Source organism: Vibrio sp. Vb0304, assembly GCF_033338995.1.
Classification (GTDB): domain Bacteria; phylum Pseudomonadota; class Gammaproteobacteria; order Enterobacterales; family Vibrionaceae; genus Vibrio; species Vibrio alginolyticus.
On sequence record NZ_JAWOTT010000086.1, the window covers coordinates 1 to 1659 of the forward strand.

A 1659-nucleotide genomic window follows, 5' to 3' on the forward strand; every position below is an offset into this window, starting at 1 on the left:
TACGCTTCTGCTCTGCACGAAATCGCGCACTGGTGTGTCGCTGGTCCTGAACGTCGTTTAATGGAAGATTTTGGCTACTGGTATGAGCCGGATGGACGCACCGAAGCCGTACAAGCTGAGTTCGAAAAAGTAGAAATTCGCCCTCAAGCTTACGAATGGATTCTTGCCACGAGTGCTGGCTTCCCTTTTACGGTGAGTTGTGACAATCTACACGGCGATTTTGAACCAGATAGGCTTGGTTTTATGCAAAAAGTGCATAAAGAAGTATTAGGTATTTTGGAAGCAGGTTTGCCACAGCGAGTAAAAATGCTTTCGGACGCCTTACGTGCGTTTTACCAAACTAAGCCGCTGGAAGCGTCTGATTTTAGCGTTAAGTAACCCAAATAACCTCAGAGAAACTCCATGATTATTGAATTTGAAGAAAAACTACTAGAACTGATTGATGCTCGTATTGAAAACGCATCTGATGATGAACTGTTTGCTGGTGGTTATCTACGTGGTCACATCTCTCTGTCTGCCGCATCTTGTGAAGAAGACGGCATCAACGATGTTGAAGAGCTAAAATCTCGTATCGCGAATAGCCTAGAAGAAGCTCGCGCAGAACTGACGCCTGCGGATCGCGTGATTGTTAGTGATCTATGGCAAGAGCTGCAATCACAAGCATAATATCTACGAATTGCTGTAAATGAGTGCTCAGTGTAACTGAATGAAAGCCTGTTAACCTTGTTGTGACTATTTTTTCAACGGGTTATATCAAACGTCACCTTATTCTAGGCGTGCTTCTTGGCTATTTCTGAGCATATCTTTTCTATCGTTATCTCGCCTTTTAATTGAAATCAACTCCTTCGAAATATTCGAATCTCTCCATAAGATTTTTGTGGTTGTTGCCAGCCTGTTTAACTTTTATTCTGCAAAGCATAAAACGTGAACAAAGGAATATAACCATGAAAATTGTCGCATTCGGTGCTTCTACCAGCTCAACCTCAATCAACAAAACGCTTGCTACTTACGCCGCTCAACAAGTAGAAGGCGCGCAAGTGAACGTGTTGGATTTAAACAACTACAACGTTCCAATGTTTAGTGAAGACAAAGAGAAAGAAATCGGCCAAGCGGAAGGCGCAATCGCTTTTTTACGCGAGCTAGAGCAAGCTGATGCCATCGTTGTATCATTTGCAGAGCACAACGGTTCTTACGCTGCGGCTTACAAAAACTTGTTCGATTGGGCAACGCGTATCGAGCGCAATGTGTTCCAAAATAAACCGGTAGTTTACCTTGCGACGTCACCGGGCCCTGGTGGCGCGCAAAGCGTGCTAGCGGCGGCAACGGGTTCAGCGCCATGTTTTGGAGCGGACGTTAAAGCGTCGGTTTCGGTACCAAGTTTTTACGAGAACTTTGACTTGGAGTCGGGTGAGATTGTAAATCAAGAAATTGCAGAGCAAGTGAAACAAGCCGTCGCGTTGCTCAAGTAATACGCCATTAAAAAAGAGATTCCCGACGCGTGATTTCGCGGGCTTGGGAATCTCTTATTCGTTATCTACTTAATATCCATGTAGTTGTCTGCTTGGTGCCGATTTAAAGCTCGGTAATCGCTTTGCCTTTGCGTAATTTGCGTACCCACATACGGCTTGGGTGAAGTTCTGCCAGCACATCGATAGGGAG

Annotated in this window: 3 protein-coding genes; all 3 read left to right on the top strand. The window is 44.9% G+C overall.

The annotated features are described in order from the left end of the window. Positions 1 to 378, top strand: a 378-nt coding sequence (locus R7P35_RS23960; protein ID WP_318092828.1) for an elongation factor P hydroxylase, incomplete at its 5' end; no start/stop codon positions are given. Between the two features lie 24 nt (positions 379 to 402). After that, positions 403 to 666, top strand: a complete 264-nt coding sequence (locus R7P35_RS23965; RefSeq protein WP_005479532.1) for a YfcL family protein — start codon at positions 403 to 405, stop codon at positions 664 to 666. Between the two features lie 278 nt (positions 667 to 944). Continuing rightward, on the top strand, positions 945 to 1469 hold the full coding sequence (locus R7P35_RS23970; RefSeq protein ID WP_318092829.1) for an NADPH-dependent FMN reductase: 525 nt from the start codon (positions 945 to 947) through the stop codon (positions 1467 to 1469). Positions 1470 to 1659 lie beyond the last annotated feature (190 nt).